Source organism: Thiomonas sp. X19 (assembly GCF_900089495.1).
Taxonomy (GTDB): Bacteria; Pseudomonadota; Gammaproteobacteria; order Burkholderiales; family Burkholderiaceae_C; genus Thiomonas_A.
This window is the reverse complement of record NZ_LT605203.1, coordinates 4,621,477-4,639,458: the sequence shown is the minus strand read 5'-3', so window position 1 is coordinate 4,639,458 and position 17,982 is coordinate 4,621,477. Positions and strand designations below refer to the sequence as shown.

The 17,982-nt window shown below is 62.9% G+C and carries 23 protein-coding genes; 8 read left to right on the top strand and 15 right to left on the bottom strand.

Translation table 11 applies throughout. The features are described 5' to 3' along the window. Positions 1-105: 105 nt before the first annotated feature. The 7 genes from THIX_RS22810 to THIX_RS22780 all read right to left on the bottom strand — a co-directional run bounded on the left by THIX_RS22810 (position 106) and on the right by THIX_RS22780 (position 4,997). Entirely contained in the window at positions 106-408 is a 303-nt protein-coding gene (locus THIX_RS22810; RefSeq protein ID WP_094159857.1) for a BrnA antitoxin family protein, read from the bottom strand. Next, on the bottom strand, positions 389-700 hold the full coding sequence (locus THIX_RS22805; RefSeq protein ID WP_094159856.1) for a BrnT family toxin: 312 nt from the start codon (positions 698-700) through the stop codon (positions 389-391). The genes THIX_RS22810 and THIX_RS22805 overlap by 20 nt, the downstream gene beginning before the upstream one ends. Before the next feature lie 134 nt (positions 701-834). Then, on the bottom strand, positions 835-2,049 hold the full coding sequence (locus THIX_RS22800) for a hypothetical protein (RefSeq protein ID WP_094159855.1): 1,215 nt from the start codon (positions 2,047-2,049) through the stop codon (positions 835-837). A gap of 257 nt (positions 2,050-2,306) precedes the next feature. Continuing rightward, entirely contained in the window at positions 2,307-2,612 is a 306-nt protein-coding gene (locus tag THIX_RS22795; protein ID WP_094159854.1) for a DNA-binding transcriptional regulator, read from the bottom strand. Position 2,613: 1 nt separating this feature from the next. Continuing rightward, on the bottom strand, positions 2,614-2,754 hold the full coding sequence (locus tag THIX_RS24505) for a hypothetical protein (protein ID WP_233224692.1): 141 nt from the start codon (positions 2,752-2,754) through the stop codon (positions 2,614-2,616). Positions 2,755-3,069: 315 nt separating this feature from the next. Continuing rightward, positions 3,070-4,233, bottom strand: a complete 1,164-nt coding sequence (locus THIX_RS22785) for an MFS transporter (RefSeq protein ID WP_233224691.1) — start codon at positions 4,231-4,233, stop codon at positions 3,070-3,072. Further along, complete coding sequence (locus tag THIX_RS22780) at positions 4,230-4,997, bottom strand: iron-containing redox enzyme family protein (RefSeq protein WP_141202341.1); 768 nt, start codon at positions 4,995-4,997, stop codon at positions 4,230-4,232. Before THIX_RS22780 ends, THIX_RS22785 begins: the two co-directional genes overlap by 4 nt. Positions 4,998-5,102: 105 nt before the next feature. Between THIX_RS22780 and THIX_RS22775 the strand changes: the two genes are divergently transcribed. After that, positions 5,103-6,044, top strand: coding sequence for an AraC family transcriptional regulator (locus THIX_RS22775; RefSeq protein ID WP_094159852.1), 942 nt, complete (start codon positions 5,103-5,105; stop codon positions 6,042-6,044). A 28-nt stretch (positions 6,045-6,072) separates the two neighbouring features. Here THIX_RS22775 and THIX_RS22770 read toward each other — a convergent pair whose 3' ends face one another. Together THIX_RS22770 and THIX_RS22765 are read right to left on the bottom strand one after the other, a co-directional pair. After that, a complete protein-coding gene (locus tag THIX_RS22770) occupies positions 6,073-7,290 on the bottom strand; it encodes an MFS transporter (RefSeq protein WP_049774674.1) in 1,218 nt (405 codons plus the stop codon). 180 nt (positions 7,291-7,470) lie between these two features. Further along, the gene (locus THIX_RS22765) at positions 7,471-7,836 is read right to left on the bottom strand and encodes a RidA family protein (RefSeq protein ID WP_013123542.1); all 366 of its coding nucleotides are present in this window, start codon (positions 7,834-7,836) and stop codon (positions 7,471-7,473) included. Between the two features lie 130 nt (positions 7,837-7,966). Between THIX_RS22765 and THIX_RS22760 the strand changes: the two genes are divergently transcribed. Further along, positions 7,967-8,788, top strand: a complete 822-nt coding sequence (locus THIX_RS22760) for a TrmB family transcriptional regulator (RefSeq protein WP_013123543.1) — start codon at positions 7,967-7,969, stop codon at positions 8,786-8,788. 187 nt (positions 8,789-8,975) lie between these two features. On the opposite strand, the gene THIX_RS22755 is transcribed toward THIX_RS22760, so the two are convergent. The 5 genes from THIX_RS22755 to THIX_RS22735 all read right to left on the bottom strand — a co-directional run bounded on the left by THIX_RS22755 (position 8,976) and on the right by THIX_RS22735 (position 13,228). Further along, positions 8,976-10,358 carry a TrbI/VirB10 family protein gene (locus tag THIX_RS22755; protein WP_013123544.1) on the bottom strand — a complete coding sequence of 461 codons (1,383 nt, stop codon included), beginning with the start codon at positions 10,356-10,358 and terminating at the stop codon, positions 8,976-8,978. 11 nt (positions 10,359-10,369) lie between these two features. Continuing rightward, entirely contained in the window at positions 10,370-11,353 is a 984-nt protein-coding gene (locus THIX_RS22750) for a TrbG/VirB9 family P-type conjugative transfer protein (protein ID WP_112488016.1), read from the bottom strand. Further along, positions 11,350-11,643: a hypothetical protein gene (locus THIX_RS24500; protein ID WP_146748665.1), complete on the bottom strand. Its 294-nt coding sequence runs from the start codon at positions 11,641-11,643 to the stop codon at positions 11,350-11,352. The genes THIX_RS22750 and THIX_RS24500 overlap by 4 nt, the downstream gene beginning before the upstream one ends. Continuing rightward, complete coding sequence (locus tag THIX_RS22740; RefSeq protein WP_112488566.1) at positions 11,640-12,290, bottom strand: VirB8/TrbF family protein; 651 nt, start codon at positions 12,288-12,290, stop codon at positions 11,640-11,642. Before THIX_RS22740 ends, THIX_RS24500 begins: the two co-directional genes overlap by 4 nt. Positions 12,291-12,646: 356 nt before the next feature. Beyond that, positions 12,647-13,228: a TetR/AcrR family transcriptional regulator gene (locus THIX_RS22735; protein ID WP_112488014.1), complete on the bottom strand. Its 582-nt coding sequence runs from the start codon at positions 13,226-13,228 to the stop codon at positions 12,647-12,649. 84 nt (positions 13,229-13,312) lie between these two features. On the opposite strand from THIX_RS22735, the gene THIX_RS22730 reads away from it, so the two are divergent. Further along, positions 13,313-13,780: a nuclear transport factor 2 family protein gene (locus tag THIX_RS22730; protein WP_112488013.1), complete on the top strand. Its 468-nt coding sequence runs from the start codon at positions 13,313-13,315 to the stop codon at positions 13,778-13,780. Between the two features lie 209 nt (positions 13,781-13,989). Here THIX_RS22730 and THIX_RS24495 read toward each other — a convergent pair whose 3' ends face one another. Then, positions 13,990-14,625: a helix-turn-helix domain-containing protein gene (locus THIX_RS24495; protein ID WP_233224689.1), complete on the bottom strand. Its 636-nt coding sequence runs from the start codon at positions 14,623-14,625 to the stop codon at positions 13,990-13,992. 36 nt (positions 14,626-14,661) lie between these two features. Here THIX_RS24495 and THIX_RS24490 point away from each other — a divergent pair, with 36 nt between their 5' ends. From THIX_RS24490 to THIX_RS22705, 5 genes are all read left to right on the top strand, one after another. Beyond that, the gene (locus THIX_RS24490) at positions 14,662-14,988 is read left to right on the top strand and encodes a hypothetical protein (RefSeq protein WP_233224688.1); all 327 of its coding nucleotides are present in this window, start codon (positions 14,662-14,664) and stop codon (positions 14,986-14,988) included. Between the two features lie 180 nt (positions 14,989-15,168). Further along, entirely contained in the window at positions 15,169-16,392 is a 1,224-nt protein-coding gene (locus THIX_RS22720; protein ID WP_112488011.1) for a YbfB/YjiJ family MFS transporter, read from the top strand. A gap of 16 nt (positions 16,393-16,408) precedes the next feature. Then, a complete protein-coding gene (locus THIX_RS22715) occupies positions 16,409-16,657 on the top strand; it encodes an acyl carrier protein (protein WP_112488010.1) in 249 nt (82 codons plus the stop codon). Further along, on the top strand, positions 16,654-17,151 hold the full coding sequence (locus THIX_RS22710) for a MaoC/PaaZ C-terminal domain-containing protein (RefSeq protein ID WP_112488009.1): 498 nt from the start codon (positions 16,654-16,656) through the stop codon (positions 17,149-17,151). Before THIX_RS22715 ends, THIX_RS22710 begins: the two co-directional genes overlap by 4 nt. Then, complete coding sequence (locus THIX_RS22705) at positions 17,133-17,957, top strand: SAM-dependent methyltransferase (RefSeq protein ID WP_112488008.1); 825 nt, start codon at positions 17,133-17,135, stop codon at positions 17,955-17,957. Before THIX_RS22710 ends, THIX_RS22705 begins: the two co-directional genes overlap by 19 nt. Positions 17,958-17,982: the final 25 nt, after the last annotated feature.

The window sequence follows — 17,982 nt, the reverse complement described above, 5'->3', positions numbered from 1 at the left end:
ATTCGTTTTGTTCATAAAATCATCCACTTAGTGTATTGATACCATGATTGGTACCATATTCAGTGGTGCCGCACCGACATGACCAGCGCTGAAATCGCAGCTCGCTCAAGCCTTTTGTGCCAGCATTTCTTTGCGCAAGATGGCATTGATGCGCGATTGGTAGCCCTTGCCCTGGCCCTTGAGCCAGTCCAGCACATCGGCATCGATGCGGGCCGTGATCTGCTGCTTGATCGGTCGATAGAACCGCCCACGCACGGAGGTATCCCATTGCGCTGCGCTCAACACAGGGCTGTCGCTCGTATCGATGGTACTGTCAGGCTGCGCAGCCAGCGCCTTCAGGTGGGCCTGCTGTGTCGCCGTCAGGGGCGGCAGCGAGTCCATAGTGTGTCTAACGATTTTGCTCTTCATAGCGTTGTCTTTCCATGCGGTCGGCGCGACGCGCCGAGATGATACGGATGACCTCGATGGCGTGGCCGTTTTCATCGTCCTCGCGCACGGTATGCGCCACCATCAGCAGAACCACACCACTGACCAGACCGAAGGTCTGCCAGCGTTGCTCGCCGCCTTCAATGCGATCCTGGATGGAGACCTGCAATGGGTCGTGGAAGACGTGAACAGCCTCTTCAAAGCTCACCCCATGCTTGCGCTGATTGGCGCGGTTCTTGGCCTCATCCCACTCAAAGCGCAAGTTGGTTGTCATGCCGCTATTGTAGTTGCATTTTTGTCAATCAACACTCGCAAATCCCCCTGGACGCTGAGGCACACAGAGCGGTGCGGCTCAGCAGCTCGTTCCGTTCGACCCCCAGCGGGTAATTTGGACATTCAGTTGCCAGACTATCTACCCACGCGCTGCCCGAGCATTGTCGCCAACAGCTTGCTCCCTGGGTGGGCCGCCGCGATCAGGTCACGGACCTGCGCTTGCACATGGTCGACCGCAACGCCCGCTGCCGGTGCAGCCCGCAGCGCCGCCGTGTAGGCATCGAGCACATCGGCTCCGGTGATGTCGTAGCCATACCCGAGCGCCATCCAGTGCAATGCAGCCAGACCGGCGGCGAGCGCGAACCCCGGCTGCATTTCCGCATGGTCACGGGCAGCACGCGTCAGGGTGCGCGGGTCAGCCGACCGGTGCCTGGCCAACTCGGTCGCCATGGCGAATAGCCCCGTATCCTTGGCCGCGGCGAACCACTTGCCCTCGCTGCCCGGCGTGCTGGCCACGAGATCGCGCAGGATTGCCGCCTTCGGAATTCCCGGGTACTTCCTGGCGATCGCCCGGAACGTCGCGAGATAGGTGGCGCCTTGATTCGCCTCGATCGCAAAGCGCTTGTACGCCTCTTCCGCGAGACCCGATTCCAGCAAGATCGCCTCACACGCTTGGGCGATCTGCCAGGGCGGGTCATTGAGTCCGCGCGATTCCTCGGCATAGCGCAAGGCCTCGGCCCGCCGACCCATGGCCACCAATGCCTTCACACCCCAACGCCGGTCGCGCCACCACTTGAACGGGGCTTTCTCGAGGAGCGCCAGAAGCTGCTCGTTGCGCCCTGCTGCGTATAGGCAAGCAAGACAGGCGGCTGTGCCGCCGTAGTACCGATGCTCACCTTGAGGTGACCCCCAGGCTGACTCCAAACCCGGCAGGAACTCCTCCGCCCAGGCCACCGCGATCTCGGGCGTTGCGCACAGATCACCCCAGAGTTCACCCAGTGCTTCGATGTAGGACATGCCGTCATTCTCGACGGCGGCCCATAGACGCTGCAGCCAACGCTGCCGCACACCGACATCCACAGTTGCCTCAGCGATGATTGGCACCAGGGTGTCGATGGCCCGATTCACTGCCGAGCCGATCGCCCCCGAAGAACTGTCCACCTGCTCCAATGCGGGAGAGAGTTTTTCCAGCAGGATGACAGCACCTTCCGCGGCAAGGACAGGCTCCTTGCGGGACATCGCCTTGATCTCGGAGACCGCTTCCTTGATCCGCTGGATCGGCAGATCCGACCGCCAGCCGAACGCGCCACGGCGAAACTTCGGTGCGAACTGCCAGGCGTGCTTGGTCAAGGGCTCTTTTCTGTTTGTCGCCAAAATCTCCGATCTCCTTCAGTCGTCGTCGGCATCTGATTCTCCAGCCCCCAGCTCGTGTCGCAGCACATTTCTCGCCATGCATTACTCCGAATGCGAATGATCGAGGCAAATCTGGATCGCGTCGCCGCCACCTTCGCGGCTGCGATGTAGTCCCTGGTCGATACCCAATTTAGAACCATGTGATGCGCACTCAGAGGCATTCCTCAAGCGCCCCCTTTGCCTTCTTTGCCTCTTCAGGCGGCAAGTTCTTGCGTCAAGTCCGGGTGACGGGCGATGAGGCGCAGCAAGCACAGCACGCCGCCGGACGGAGCGAAACGCCCCTGCTCCCAGTCACGCAAGGTGGCGACTGGTGTCGAGATGCGTTCCGCGAACGCTGCCTGCGTCAATCCCGACGCCTCTCGGGCCTTGCGCACGAGAAGCTGCTCGGGAGTCATCACGCGCCCCGCCCGCGTCCGCGCATCGTCCAGCGCCTGAAGCAGATCGGGCAGCGGCTCTCCCGCGTCGGCCTCGATGGCCTTGGCGATCTTGTTCACGTCCATGTCACACCACCTTTCGGATGTCCTTGGGAAGCATGTTGTCCTGCTCCACTTTGGCGTAGACCGCCACCAATAGCACGGCCTCCTCGTCGGTCAGATTCAAGTAGATCAGGCGCGCCCGCCGGACTTGCCGCTGCCAGCGCACCTTGCGGGATCCATCCGCCCCAGGAATCACGTCGACCGCGTCAGCATGCTCGACGATCTATGTGATGAACTGCAGCCGCCTCCTTCGGCCCAGATGCGATCGGCCTGCTTCTGAGTGCCCCCAGGGTCGGCTCGCCGACCCGTCCCCCGTGAGGGTCAGGGAAACTTGGGGTGGCCCGGCGTTTCGATGACCGTGCACATGGCTAAATTTTGTACTGGATTTCCGTAGGCCTGCTTCAGCCACTTGGTCGTAAATCCCCATGCGGCACGCCTTGGCCTTCGCGCTACCGGCCTGGATACTGCGTTCACCTCCAGTTCAAGGAGCGACGAGCGCCGACAACCAGCCTGCGATCGCACAGACGGCGAAACCTTCCAGTGCCTCGCGCGTACCGAATGCAGCGCTGGCCAGCGGCCCCAGGAAACTGGCCAATGCGAAGGCACCGAACAGCAAGCCGAACGCCGTCTCGGCATGGCCATCCTTGACGACATGTGCGGCCAGCGCCGGCAGCTTGCCTGCCATGCCGCCGAAGGCCAGGCCCATGAGCAAGGGATACAGGGCGAACGCCCTCGCGTCCAGGCCATGCAGCACGGCCAGCAGGATCGCCGCAGCCAGGGCGTTGACGGCCAGCACCACCTTGCGGCTGAAGCGTCCGCCCCGGACGTCGGCCAAGGCGCCGAAGCCCAACCGCCCCAGGCCGTTTCCGATCGCCATGGCAGCGACCGCAACGAGGGCGAAGCTCGAGCCGAAGCCAAGTTGGCGGGTGAGATGTCCAACCGTCGCGAATGACGCCGACCCCAGAGGGGCGGCGATCAACACCAGACCCAGTGCCCAGCGCATCGACCGATGGCCCAGCATGGTCCGCATTCCGATACGCGGGGCCAAGTGCACGTCCTGCGCAGGCAGAACCGGGAGGCCGGCCCAGGCCAGCCAGCCCAGTGCGGCATACAGGCCGAGCAGCAAAGCCAGCGCCGCGCGCCAGCCAAAGTGACCATTGAGCGACTCGAACAAGGGCGCGCTTACCACCGACGACATGCCATACAGCGCCAGCAGTGCGCCGCCCAGCACACCCCGGCGTTGTGGGTACAGGCGCGCGACGACGGCGATGCAGGCCGCCGTGGACAACCCGGCGCCAATCCCCAGGGCCACGATGCTGTAGCCCAGCATGAACGGCAGCGAATCCCCGAACACCAAACCGACCGCGCCACCGATCGTGAAGCAGCCGAGCGCCACCGCCAGCATCGCCCTGGGCGACATCCGCCGCAGCCCATGGCCGGCCAGGACAACAGCCGGAAGCAACGCGAGAGGCGTCAGCGAGAACGCCAGGTCGAGAGTCGCCCGAGGCCAGCCGCTTTGGGCATGGATGGCGGGCGCGATGGCGCCCCAGGAATAGATCAGCCCGAAGATGAACTGGAACGGCGCCAGCAGCAGCATGGGTGGCCATCGCCACCCGGTGCTCTCGCCACGGGCCGACACCATCATGCCAGTTCCCGGTGGATATCGGAGAACAGCCGCTCGGAAGCCGCCATGCCGCGCACGACCCCCTTCCTCATCCGGTGCAGCGCGTCAGCGCCCTGCGACAGCTTTCTCCGCAGAAGGCCATCCAGCGCAGCGCTGTGTTCGACGTCACAGATGCAATGCAGATCGATGGTCCGCATGTCCAGGCTCTCTTCGCTGCAGCCCATGCCCACGAGAGCGCGCTTCCAGAAGGCATACAAGTCGCAGACCCAGCACTCGATGGTTGAGAACGCGGCAAAGCTTTGCAGGTCATCGCCGTCGGTGATGATCGCCGCGTGTGCGTCGTAGAAGCGTCTGGAGATGGCTTTCGACGCGTTCTCGATAGTGGTAATGCGCTGTCCGATGCCCGTCGCCCGGTAGGGTTCGATCAAGCGTAGGCTGTGGATGAACTGGCGGTAGAGTTCCCCATGCTGTACCTTCCAAGTGCTTGGCTTCGCCGAACCAAGACCAAGCTCATCGACCAGATTCTCATAGATCACGGATTTCATCTCCTCATCCCGCAACGCCATGAACAAGCGGCAGACGTACTCGGTAAAGTCGTACACGAAGTCGGCGTACAGCTCGAACATCAGGAAAAGCCTTCCGGGGTCACCCCCGACCGCCTGATTGAGGGGATGCTCCAGGACCAGCGCGGTACGCAATTTCAGCAAGTCATCCAATCCGGCATCAGGCTGAACGGGAGGCGCAGAAACCACGGAAGCATGGGAATCGGTCATGATGGCGGACATGGTTTCCCTCTCCTTTGGGATGAAAACGGGTGACAAACAGTCTAAGAAGCACCAGTCGGCGAGCTTGCCGCTACATGAACCGAATTTTTGGAAGGAGATGAACACGTGGAAAACCAGACGCAGGGGACGTCGGCGCACGCATGGGAGCGGCTGCTGGCAGATCGCTTCGTGCCAGGCCAGGTCATCCTCGATGACGGCGGCCCCGGCGGCCGCCTGGAGCAGCATGCGAAGTTCAACAGGCTGTGGTTGGCGCAGCTATCGGTTCGCCCGCAGTCGATCACTCACGCGGTTCCAGATCTCGGCACGCTATCGGCCGAGGTACGCGCATCCATCGTCGCTCACGTCGTTGTCGAAGGCGACGGCTTCATTGAACAGAACGGCACGCGCCTGTCCTTCGGCGCCGGGGACATCTCGTTCCGCAACCTTGCCGAGCCATCGCGTGTCGTGTTCAAGACGCCCGGCAGCTTCTACGCCCTACGCCTGCCGGCAACGGCCATACGCCTCCATCGTGCGGACCACGCGAGGTACCGCCCCCTTGCGCCGCGGATCGCGCGCGGCGCCGCTCTGCCTGCTGAGACAGTCCGCCGGGCTCTCTCTGGCATGGCCATGGATGGCTCGTGCGGTACCGCCGATTTCTACATGTCCTTTGCGCTGCCGTGGCTGTTGGCAGCCGCCTATCACGGTGATTCAGCGCCAGCGCCCGCCATCCGAGCCGGAAATGAACTGCGCTGGCAACAGGCGCTCGACTACGTTGAGCAGCATTTGTACGACGCGGACGTTCTGTCCGCCGTGGCCTGCGCGCAAGCGATCGGCGTGTCAGAACGCTATCTGCACCGGCTGTTCGCCCAGCGAGGACTGCGCTTCTCGCGGATCGTGCTGGCCAAGCGTCTCGAGGCCGCGCAAGCGATGCTGCAATGCGAGGCCTACCGGGAGCAGGCCATCGCCTCCATCGCCTATCAATGCGGCTTCAAGGATCCCGCACATTTCAGCAGGCTGTTCAAGGAGCGCTACGGCGTCTCGCCGCGGAACTGCCGAACGAATGATTAGGGCACTCTGCCACTTGTCGGTGGTCAGACTAAACAGCTTCATCATCCAATGATGGCATCCGATTGTCTTCGCGCCGAGCGCGCCGATGATTCATCAGCGTAAGGCCGAAGCCGAAACAGGCCAGCACGATACTCAACTCGCACATTGCGCTCCAGCCGTAGCGCAAGAAGATCATCGGCCCAACGACCGAGCCAATAGCGCCAGCCGCATAGTAGGTGAACATATAGACGCTGTAGATGCGACTGCGCGCCGCAGCGTCGATCGCAAGCAGCCGCGTCTGGTTCGCCACTTGGGCCGCAAAACAGCCCATGTCGAACAATGCCACGCCGATCGCCGTCCCGATGATCGAAGCGGAGGAGACGTAGAGGAATAGGCACCCGATCACCACAAGCAGGAATCCGCCAAGGATGACGGGGCGGTGGCCCCAACGGTCTGCGAACTGGCCCGCGGGCCGAGTCGCGAACAGGCCGAGCAGTCCTGCAAATCCGAACAGACCCACCTGCGCCGGCGTTAAGCGCAACGGCGGTTCGGCCAGCCCCAGGGCAAGACAGACCCAGAGCGCGCTGAAGATGAAGAACCAGCAAGCACCCACGGCAATGCCCTCGCGAAGCAACGGGTGCTGGCGCGGCAGATCCGTCAGGCTGATCAGCAAACGCAGGTAGGGCTCCTGGCTCTGCTGGCTGGCATGCCGTGGCAGCAGCCGCCAACACAGCCCGCCGAACACGACTGCGACGACGCCGAAGCTTGCCAGCATGACGCGCCAATCCGACATTTGGGCGATCAGTCCCCCCACGAAACGGCTGAGCAGGATGCCGGCTGAAATGCCCATCGCCACGGTGCCAACCGCACGGCCCCGCGTCTGCGGAGGCGACACGCGAAACGCCACGCCCGACAGGTGCACGGCGTTGGTCGCCATCGCGCCCACGAGGCAAGCCGCCGCCAACAGGGCATCGAGGGACGGGGCGGCTGCGCCAAGAAACAGCGCCAGCCCAAGGAGCAGGAACTGCCAAGCGACCAAGGTGGCCGGCTTCAGTTTGTCGCCCAGTGGCACGAGCAGCAGAATTCCTGCCATATAGCCAATCTGCAGGCTACCCACGATCAGGCCGGTTGTCTCTTGCGAGACGCTCAGATCTCTGGCCACGATCGGCAGCACGGGTTGCAGCGCATAGTTGTTGGATATGGCCATGCCTGCTGCAGCAGCGATGAAGATCGTCAGGCGTTCGGAGTTCTTTGTCTCGTGTTCCATGTGTCCATAACTGTCGGAATGAACTGGCATCAAGCGGCATCCAGATCAAGGCTGGTTCGATCACAGCCGGAATCTCGGGAATCGAGAGGGGCAGCGTCTGTACCGGCGTGGACGCTGCCGACTTCCCTCCGCTGGCTTAGGCCAGTCGGCCGCGCTAGTCGCGCTGGCCAAGCGTCTCGGTCATTCGGATGTCCTGACCGCAATGGCCTCAACTTCGACCAAGATCGACGAATCGACGAACGGCAGGGCATGCACCAGGGAGAAGGCTGGACGGATCTGGTGATAGACCTCGCCATGGGCACGGGCGGCATCCTCCCAGTGCTCGAAGTCTGCTACCACCAGTCGACTCTGCACGACGTCGGACATGGCGAAGCCATTGTCACGCAGCACTTTCTCGACGATAGCCAACGCGTCTCGGGTCTGCGCATAGACGTCTGGTCCTTGTCCAGCTGTGCCAGATAGGTAGATGGTGTCGTTCACCACTACGGCCCGCGAATACCCGACTTTGGGCTCCCAAGGGGAGCCAGTACTGACAGTCTTTCGCATCTGATGCCATCCTTTCATTTGATGTTAAGTGACTACTACCGTAGTAGTACTCAAAAGCATTCTTATACTACTCTGGTAGTTAGTCAAGCGATTGACGTCATGTTGGCCGTAGCAGAAGAAGGGGAATGGAATGGATGTGGATTCGGAACCCATCAGCGCATTGATTCGCCTAGGGTTCACCCAATACGAGGCCCAGGCGTACACGGCCCTGGCGGGGCAGCCGCCCCTTACCGGTGCGGAAGTCGGACGTCGGGCGGGCATGCCGCTATCGAAGGTCTACGAGACGCTCAACCGCCTTGAGGCGCGGGGCGCTGTGCTCGTGAATCGCTCCGAGCCGGTTCGGTATGCGGCGGTCCCGCATACCGATCTGCTGGGCGAGCTGCGTTCGCGAATGGCGGCCGATGTGCAAGCCGCGGCAGCAGCATTCGACCGACTGCCCGCGCAGCGCGAGCCGGGACTGGTCTGGTCGCTCAGTGGGCGAGAGCCCATCGTCCAGGCGTTTGCGCGAACGATCGACAAGGCGTCCTCCATCATCTTTGCCGGGGTCTGGGACGAGGAACTCGAGACGCTGGGGCCATTGCTGGAAGCGGCGGCAGCCCGTGGGATAGAGACTCATGTGGCCATCTACGGCACCCGAATCCTGTCTGGTCCCACGACTTACGACTTGTCGGAATGTGGTGCGAGTGCCCGGCTGAGACTCGCGGGGCGGCGTCTGGCCGTCGTGGTGGCGGACGACAGCGAGGCCGTCGTCGCCGAATTCGGCGATCGCACGCCGGATCAGGCCACCCTCACGACCAACCCAGTGATGGCTTTACTCGCGGTGGAATACGTCAAGGCGGATGTGCTGGGGCGGCTGCTCATCAACGCCATGACGCCTGCGGCTTACAAGAAGCTATTGAGGACCGCTGATGCTCAGGCCATTTTGCGCCCGATCGCCGCATCGAGCAAATAGCGGCAAACCGACACGCCAGGGATTGCGGGTACTGGAGCCCGCTGAACGCAGCAACGCGGACAGACGCGCGGGCCAAGACCGTGGCACCAAAAAAAACGATCGGCACGCTTTGACCTTTCGTCCAACAAGCGCCGATGCGACCCAACCAAACAGCTTCGTCATCCTTGTTGCGCACAGGGACTGATCTTCACTGGCTCGAATACGCCGGCAGAATCATCGTCCGATTCACCAGCACGTTGAACGCATAGCCCGGGCGGATGACGAGTGTGGGCTGGATGTTCAGGTTGCGGTTGAGCAGGTTGGTGCCGACGTTATTGAGTTGCTGCGCCATGGCTGCTGCCGCCTGCTGGCTGGTGGACGGGGTGTTGAGCGCTCCTGAGTTCTGCGGCTGGCTGAGCTGCGCACCGACGCCGAGCAGACTCATCAGGATGGCGCTGCCGAAGACGCGGAAGTAGTGGTTGTCCACCTGGTCGTGGAATCCGGCCTGGCCCTTGCCGTCGGTGCCCTCCATGCCGCGCAGGTCGATGGTGGCGCCGGTCGGGAAGATCAGCCTGCTCCAGGCCACCAGCACGCGGCTTTGGCCGTAGGCGATCTGGCTGCTGTACTGCCCGATCAGGCGGGTGCCCTGAGGGATGAGCACCACACTGGGATTCAAGCTGTCGTACACGGTCTGCCGCACCTGGGCGCTGATGGTGCCGGGCAGATCGCTGTCGATGCCGGTCAGCATCACGGCGGGGATCACGCTGCCGGCGAATAGCTCATGCCGGGCCAGGGGAGGCTGCACGGCTGCCGGCAGATAACCGTTGTCCCCCGGGGTCTGTGCGGCATCGAGAAAGCTCTTGTTCTGCTGCTGGGGCGATGGCTGGCCTGCACCGCCCTGCCCTGTCGCGCCCTGGAGTGCGGTGAGCGCCTTCTGCAGGGCTTGTTCCTGCTCGCCCGGCTTGGGCGCTGCGCCGAGGGCGAGGCGGCGCAGTTGTTCGGCGGTATCGCTTCCGGCCAATCTTGATGCGCTGGGCGCTGCCAGCTCGACCTTGGCGAGGTGCGCGCTCTGAGCCGCCAGCACGGCGCCCTCCAGGTTCTTGTAGTGCTGCTCTTCCAGCCATTGGTGATACTTCTGGGCGGGGGTGAGTTGCTGCGGGTTGGGGGTCGCGGCCAGGGTTGTTCCTGGGGTTTGCAGGGGAGAAGCTGGCGAGCTGGCTGAGGCCTTGGCTTGCGCCGGGTTCGATGCGCCGGGCGCGGGTGTCGCATTCGCCTGGGCCGCGCGCTGCATGGCCGCGATGTCCGGGCTGGTCAGGCCGACCTGTTCCCCCGAATCGCCGCCGTCGGAGGGAGCTGCCTGCTTGTTCCCGGCCGTCATGATGCCCAGGATCATGCCGCCAGCGACGACGCCTCCTGCGACAAAGGCGACTTTCTTGAAGTTCTTGCTCAGGCGGGCGCCGCCCTCACGCGGCGTGCCCTTGATGCTCAGGCCTTTCTCTTTTTTCTTCTTCCCGGCGGTGGCGCCGTCCACGTCCTGCGCGAGCAGGCTGCTGTCGGGTTCTGGGGTGTCGCCCTGTTTGGAGTCGTTCATCGTCGTCTCCATCAGCGGGCCCACCAGCCGGCGTTCATCTGCTGGTGATGGCAGGTGACGCTGCGCGAGCCTTTACCCACGCCGACGACCAGCTTGAACTTCTGCGGCAGGCCGTCGATGACGAAGTAGTCGTGCACCAGGCGACTGTTGAGCAGTTCGGTGGTGTCGCTGGTGACGTTGAACACGGCGGGCGCATCGGTGTAGCGCATCTTGCCCGGCATCTGCAGATAGGTGTGGCCGCCGCCGGAGAACACGCGCAGCGGCAGCAGGTCGTCGTTCTCCAGGTCGGAGTGCCCGTCGTCGAGTTTGCAGGTGTAGTAGAAGTCCAGGGTCGAGGGGTCGATGTGGCCCAGCGGGGCGATGACGGCCTGCTGCTTGGCGGCGGTCTGCGCCGCTTCGGCGGCGCGCTGTTGGGCGGCCTGCTGCTCCATGTTGATGACCAACTGCTGCGGATCGTAGAAGCCGATTTGCGGCACATAGTTGTGCTGGTCGCTGACCAGCGTCAGGTAGTACACCCGGCCCGCATCGGTGGTGACGGCCAGATTGGTCGTCAGGCCCGCGGCGGTCGGTTTGACTACGACGACCGGCGTCTTTCCGGCATCGGCGGTCTGCACCAGCCAGCGCACGCTGTCGCCGATGGACAGGTTGGTGATGTGCTCGCCGGGCAGCAGGTTGATGACGCAGATGTGCAACGGGGCGCAGGTGATGGTGGGCTGGCTCTGGCCATAGGCATACATCACCATGCCGTTGGTGCCGACCATGCTGGGGGCGCTGCCGGTATTCAGCCAGGTCTGGGCTGCGGCCGTGGTCGCCCGCCAGGACAGCGGGATCGGCGCCTTGAGGTCGTAGATCTGATGGCTGGTTTGCAGTGGGATCGATGTCGTGGGCTTGATGTCGGGCTTGGGTTGGGAGGCTGAGGCTGCCGGTGGCGCGGCGTGGGCGCTGGCCGCTGCGGCCAGGATGGCCAGGGCGAGCAGGGATTTGGTGGGATTCATGTTTGATCCTCCTGATAGAGCATGATGGAATTGACAAAATCTGGCCGCAGGATGCGCGGGCGCACCACGACGCCGAGCGCCCAGGTCGGCAGGCCGACAGCCGCAAGCCAGAAGGCATAAAAGAAGGGGTTGAAGCGGTAGCCCGCTGAATCGAACACAAAGGGCATGGCGATCAGGACGAATGGCACACACAGAACCAGGGCTTGTCCAATCGTCTCCAGGAAGGCTGAGACGATGTAACGCCCCGTCCACCTGGCGGCGGTTTTCTGGTGTTCCATCAGAGCGGTCACTTGGCGCCGCCGACGATCTGCGTCCAGGTCACGTTCTTGACGAACAGACCCAGCGGGTTGTCGAGCATGACCTGGGGGTTGTCGGCCAGCTTGGTGTCGAGGCCGGTGGTGATGTTGGCCCGCCAGTGCTCAACCGGTTTGGGCTGCCCCCCCTCGTAGCGCTGCTCATCCCAGCCGACCTGCCAGGTGTCCTTGCTGACGGGCAGGACGCTGGTGATGGTGACGTTGACTGTGAAGTCGCCAAAGGGCGGGTGGGCCGCGTAGTAGGTGTTGAGGTAAGACCCGGCGTTGCTTCCTGCCATGGCGTAGACCTTGGCGATGAGCGCTTTCTGCGCAAGGGGATCGGGGATGACGCTGCGCGCCGTCCACACCCAGTTGGCGACCTGCGCCTCGATGATGCGCTGGCTGACGGCGTTGCCGCCCGCGGGTTGCGCCATCGCCACCGGGTTGCCCATCTTGTCGAGGGCGACGACGAAGGGCTGGATTTTGCTTTGTCCGCCGACGTAGGCGATGCCGGCGACCGCAATCGCCGCAACGGCTAGGCTGGCGAAGGCGGCGAGCCGCCAGGTCTTTGCGCGGGCGAGCGCGTCGCCATAGCGCTCATCCCATTCGCGCCGGGCGTTGAGGTAGGGGTTGGCTTCGGCCATACCGTTCTCCAGGGTGACGGCGCCAGACATTGGCGCCCTGCCCTGACTCTGCGGGATGGGGACAAGTGCATCAGCGGGTGATGCGTCTGTCAGGGAACCCGCGTCCGTGCTTTGCACCGACGCAACCCCAACGGCCCGGTGCAGACGGTCCGGCTGGCGGCGTTGGTGGCGATACCGCTCTCATGGCTATGGCAGCCATCGGCATGAAAGGGCTATGGGTTGTTCTTCACGCAGCCTCGCCAAGGGCGGATTGCCAAGAGTCGCACCAGTCACCACCAAGGTCTCGTCATTGACAAAGACAACCAACCGCGATTGTCTGCAGTCTCGCTACTACGCGAACAGCTGTAGTCGGCCGACTACAGCTGCTGCTTGACCAAGGCCCTCAGAATCCTATCGAGCGCCTCGAGCGCGGAAACTGCATCTCTCTCCATCTGGGCGCGCAGGATGGAGCCGTCCAGCGCCACAGCAATGGCCACAGCAAGTCCCCGGCGATCCTCCGATTCGGGGAGAAGGCGTGAGATCGTCTCAGCCATTTCGTCTTTGTGGCTCTTGGCGATGTCTGCAACTTCTGGCAACACACCTTCCAGTTCAACAACAGCATTCAGGAAGGCGCAGCCCCGATAACCTTCGCTTTCGAACCATTCCTGGAATACGGCGACGAGCAACGTCGCCACGCTCCAGTCGCGCCTGCGGAGGCGCTCCAGTTCTCCGTTCAACCAATCCATCCAGAGCCGGTGCCGAAGCTCCAGATAGGCTTTGATCAGGTCGTTCTTACTGGGGAAATGCCGATAGAACGTGAGCTTGGCTACGCCGGATTCGGCGATGATGCGGTCGACGCCGGTGGCGCGCACACCGTCGCGGTAGAAGAGGTCGTGCGCAGTCCGCAGGATGCGGTCGCGCGCGGGTAGTGCTTCTGAGGCATGGATGTCTGACGGCATGACGGCATTGTAGACAGGTCTGTCTACATCAGCTAGAGTGGACTCGAGTAGACAAGTCTGTCTACATCAACCCAAGGAGAACTCGTGGATACCAAGCCGCCCCTGCCCCCCTTTACCGAAGATTCCGCCCTGCAGAAAGTGCGCATGGCCGAGGACGCCTGGAACACGCGCGATCCCGCGCGCGTGGTACTGGTGTACACGGAAGATACCCGCTGGCGCAACCGCGCCGAATTTCCGGTCGGCCGTGCCGAAGTGCAGCGTTTCCTCGAACGCAAGTGGACGCGCGAACTGGAATACCGGCTGATCAAGGAACTGTGGGCCTTCACCGGCAACCGAATCGCGGTACGCTTCGCCTACGAATGGCACGACGACTCGGGCCACTGGTTCCGCTCCTACGGCAACGAGAACTGGGAATTCAATGAGCAGGGGTTCATGATGCGACGCTTTGCCAGCATCAACGACCTGCCGATCGCGGAGGCCGACCGCAAGTTCTTCTGGCCGCTGGGACGGCGACCAGACAATCACCCGGAGCTGAGCGAGCTGGGTTTGTAATCTCTGTTGTCAAGCGACGAACATCGCTGACGACATCACCACTGTCGAATACAGCTATGCCAAGCGCTACGCCTTCGCCCGAACTTCGTCACCTACTGGGCACACTTGGCATCGGTCCGTTCCTTTTTTGCCTTGTTTCCTCTTGGGTTCATCACCTCTAAAAAACACGCGACAGAACCACACAGCCGAGCCTCTTGTGAGCGAACTATTCAACCTCGCGAGCGTGTGCCCGTCGCGCTCGACCTGAATGCGGCAGGCGCAACCTGCGCCATGCGCATCGTCAACTTGCGCAAGGAGGTCGCGTTGGCATAGCCCACTCGCTGTGCGACCTCGTCGAGCGTGAGTTCGTCAAGTTCCAATAGGCGCCGAGCGTGGCGCATGCGCACCGAATGGATCAGCGTCATGGGCGTCACACCGGATGCCTTGAACAGGCGCCGCGCCAAGGTCTTCTCGGTCATGTGAAGTTGCCGAGCCGCCTGCCGCACCGACAAGATGTCCGGCAGGCTGGCCTCGATAAGCGCCTCGAAGCTGCGCGCCGTCTCGTCGTCTGGCACGTCCAAGTGCTCCCAAACCTGATACCGGGCCTGCGTGGTGCGGGTGTCAATCAGCAAATAGCTCATGACCAGGTCTGCCAGTTCGCGACCGATCTGTTTGCGGATCAGGTAAAGCATCAAGTCCATTTGTGCCATCGCAGCGCCCGCACTCACGATGCCATGCGACTCAACCACCATGCGCTTCGTATCCAGCCGAATCTGTGGGAAGTGTTTGTGGAAGAAGCCACTCAGGCGCCAATGGGTCGTCGCCGCCCCGCCCTGCAGCAGGCCGGCCATAGCGGGGAGCAGCACACCTGAGCAGGAGGCGGCCACTTTGCCCCCCCGCGCATGGTGCCGTTGCGCCAGACGCGCAAAGGCTTCGGCATCAGGCATGCTCATGCGGTGCAGGATTTTCCGCTCGTCGTAGCGACCGTGGATATCGCCTTCCGAACCGAGATCTGGATGATCCAGCCCAATGCCTGGAAACACGATCACGGAGGAGGCTGGGACGCGCGCGGCGTCGATCGGCTGGGCTGCAAGTCTCATCCCGTTGGACAACCGGACTTCATTCGACATCCCGACTACTCGCCAACTCGGCGAAGCCTGACCAAGCGAAGCCGCTCCACCGCTGGCCACGCTCAGGGCATCGAGTGTCGCAGCCACGCTGGCACCTAAAGCGCCATCCATTGCTGCGATAAAGAACTGGGTTGCCATCGCCCTGATTGTTTGAATGTCTGAAATGGAACTGCAGGAGTCATTTTAGACAATCGTCGCACATCGTGCAAACACATAAGCTCCTCACATCAGTTGTCCGATATGAGGACGTAGAAAAACGCCTCGGCCCAGGAAAACAACATGAACACCAAGTCCTCAACTTTCGCCACGGCCTCGCTCTGGCCCGCTTTCGGTCTTGGGCTATCGGTGGCCGTTGGCAACGGTCTGGCGCGCTTCGCGTACGCGTTGATCCTGCCAGCCATGCATCAGGCCATGGCATGGAACTACGCTCAGGCCGGTTGGTTAAACACGGCCAACGCACTGGGATACCTCGCTGGCGCAGCAAGCGGTTATCTGCTTCTGCGATACCGATCACCCACATGGTTGTTCTCCGTAGGCCTGTACCTCACAGTCTTGTCTCTGCCAGCAACGGCACTGTCAGCAGACCTAGTCTGGCTGACGGCAGCCAGACTGCTCTCAGGCATCGGTGCGGCTTGGGCGTTCTCCTGCGGTGGCGCACTCGTGGCAGTTCGCTATCGCCACTTTCCGGATCTCAGCGGCACGGCCATGGGACTGTACTTCGCGGGCGCAGGTATTGGCATCGCGCTGTCTGGCCTCGCGGTAGATCCCTTGCTGGCATTCTGGGGAGTGGCTGCGTGGCCGCAGGCCTGGCTGCTGCTGGGACTACTGGCGGCTGTGCTGTCGGTCTGGCCCTTGCTCGAAGCCCGCAGACCGGTCGACGTCGCCCCGTCGGCATCGCGCCGAGCGCTTTCACTGAGTGGCCTGCGGACACCGTTGCTGGGCTACCTCTTGTTCGCCGCAGGCTATATCGTCTATATGACTTTCATCCTGGCTTGGATGCGCAATCAAGGTTGGTCGCTGCTGTTCGGCCTGAGTTTCTGGCTCATCCTCGGAAGCGGCGTCGCTGTTTCGCCTTTCGTATGGCGGGTGGCACTGAACAATTGGCCACCGGCGCTTACTCAGTCGGCCAGCTGCTTTGCCACGCTGATCGGCGCGTCGATTCCGATCCTGGATGGGGGGGGAGCCAGCCTTCTCTGCTCGGCTGCAGCGTTCGGCCTTGGCATGTTCATCGTGCCATCATCGGTCGCCGTGCTGGTGCGTCAGCGCATGCCATCGGATCTCTGGGCCAAGGGCATTACGTTTTTCACTGTGGTATTTGCACTCGGGCAGGCCATTGGGCCGGTAGCTGCAGGGGCGATTGCCGACATGGGCACGTTGAACGACTCTCTATCGTTTGGGGCGGCACTGTTATTAGTGGCTGCACTGCTTCCCTTGCTCGGATTGGCCTCGAAGGGTGTTCCAGGGCACAGATTGGGCGAAGGCCTGAATGAGGAAAGTGAGTAATGGTATGAGCAACAGAATGGACCGGGTTCGGCGCTTCATCGCCGAGAAAAACTTAGGCGGAACCGACTTCTCAGACTGCGACGACCTCATCGAAAACGGACTGATCGACTCGCTGCGGTTCGTCGAGTTTGTGCTGCTGATCGCGGAGCTCAGCGGGCGCACGATTGAGCTGGACAACGTGAACATCGACGAGTTCCGCACCATCGACGCCATCCGCGCGGCTTACTTCAGCGGCGCGGACACCGAACTCGTGGAGCCGAAATGAAAGCCGCGGACGACTACCGGCATGGCGACAAGTTCTCGCTCGGCAGCCACCGCGTGACGACGCAGGAGATCGTGGCCTTCGCAAGCCTGTACGACCCGCAGCCATACCACCTGTCGCAGGAGGCGGGGAGCCAGTCGTTCTTCAAGGGGATCGTCGCAAGCGGATGGCACACTGCGGCCATCTGGATGAGCCTGTACGTGCGCGCGATGCTGGAGGGCGCGCGGGTCGAGGGCTCGCCCGGAGTCGACGAGTTGCGCTGGCATGCTCCGGTGCGTCCGGACGACGTTCTGGTCGGCGAGGTCGAGATCCTCGATCTGGTTCAGAGCCCGTTCCGCAAGGACCTGATCACCGTCAAAAACGCCGGCAGGCTGACCCGGGAAGGCGAGGCCAGGCCGTTGATGACGTTGGTGCTGCACAGCCGCTTCGTGCGCCGCGACGCGGCCCAGGCGCAGCATAGGGACAAGGAGACGCACACATGCAAACTGTATCGCTGACCGCGCAATGGACCGCGGCGATCCGGGCCTTGGAGAACGAGAAGGGCAGCGACGCGCTGTTTCGTGACGATCTCGCCCGCGAGTTGGCGCAGCCGGACGGGTTCGAATTGCTGCAACGCTACAAGGGCGGGGGCGTGCGCGAATTCGTCGTCATCCGGACACGGTTCTTCGACGATGCCTGTGCTGCCGCGCTGCGGGAGGAACCTGCGATCCGGCAGATCGTGATGGTGGCTGCCGGCATGGACACCCGGGCCTACCGGCTGGACTGGCCGCAAGGGACGAAAGTCTACGAGGTAGACCATGGCGAGCTATTGGCGGAAAAGACAGCGCGGCTGCACCAAATTGGAGGCCCTTCCCGTGCGCTGCGCCTCAACGTCGCCGCGGACTTGGCCAGAGATTGGCGCGGTCCGCTGATCGGTGCCGGGTTCGATCCGTCAAAGCCTGCACTGTGGCTGGCGGAGGGGCTCCTGTTCTTTCTGACGGACGAGCAGGCAGGCGAAGTTCTTTCCACCTGTCGTGCGATGAGCGCGATGGGGAGTCGTCTCGTCGTCGACATGGCGAGCAGGAGCCTGCTGAACAGTCCCTTCAGCCAGATTTTCCTCGCCGCACTTCGCAAGGACGGTGTCGGCTGGCGCTTCGGCACCGATGCGCCGGAGGCATGGTTGAAGCAACAGGGATGGTCGGTGCTCGATCTGCGCGAGCCGGGCACCGCGGATACCGGCGGTCGGCGCTGGCCCTACGAAACCCAACCGCGCGAGGTGCCCGGCGTGGCGCGTAGCTGGCTGGTGATGGCGGTCATCGACTGAGGGCAGTCCGGCGGGCTGCTCGGCG